2 tRNA genes and 1 rRNA gene are annotated in these 494 nt (G+C 46.6%); all 3 read left to right on the top strand.

Features of this window, described 5'->3' with window-relative positions:
* A 16S ribosomal RNA gene (locus tag ACW5W8_RS23830) occupies positions 1 to 78 on the top strand; the annotation flags it as partial.
* 72 nt (positions 79 to 150) lie between these two features.
* Positions 151 to 227: transfer RNA gene (locus ACW5W8_RS23825), tRNA-Ile, on the top strand.
* A 16-nt stretch (positions 228 to 243) separates the two neighbouring features.
* Positions 244 to 319: transfer RNA gene (locus tag ACW5W8_RS23820), tRNA-Ala, on the top strand.
* Positions 320 to 494 lie beyond the last annotated feature (175 nt).

Genomic DNA, 494 nt, shown 5'->3' with positions numbered 1-494 from the left:
ACCACGGTGTGATTCATGACTGGGGTGAAGTCGTAACAAGGTAACCCTAGGGGAACCTGGGGTTGGATCACCTCCTTACCTTAAGATGTCGAAGTTGTTGAGTGTTCACACAGATTGCCTTGATTCAAGTTTAGAGACAGTACACGAAGTGGGTCTGTAGCTCAGGTGGTTAGAGCGCACCCCTGATAAGGGTGAGGTCGGTGGTTCGAGTCCACTCAGACCCACCACTTCGTTCCCGATTATGGGGCTATAGCTCAGCTGGGAGAGCGCCTGCTTTGCACGCAGGAGGTCTGCGGTTCGATCCCGCATAGCTCCACCATAATCCGTACTGAATTTTGCGAGAAGCAAAAGCCATGAGTTGAACGAAATGTTCAATCTATGTCTTTGACTTCTTTATGAAGTTTGCTCTTTAACAATCTGGAAAGCTGATTTAAAAAGTAGTTCTCAAACATTTGTTACAAGTGCTTTGGAAACTTCTTGGCGAAAACCAAATT

Source organism: Aeromonas aquatilis, assembly GCF_054052405.1.
The sequence above is the reverse complement of the archived record's forward strand: the minus strand, read 5'-3'. Positions and strand labels throughout refer to the sequence as shown.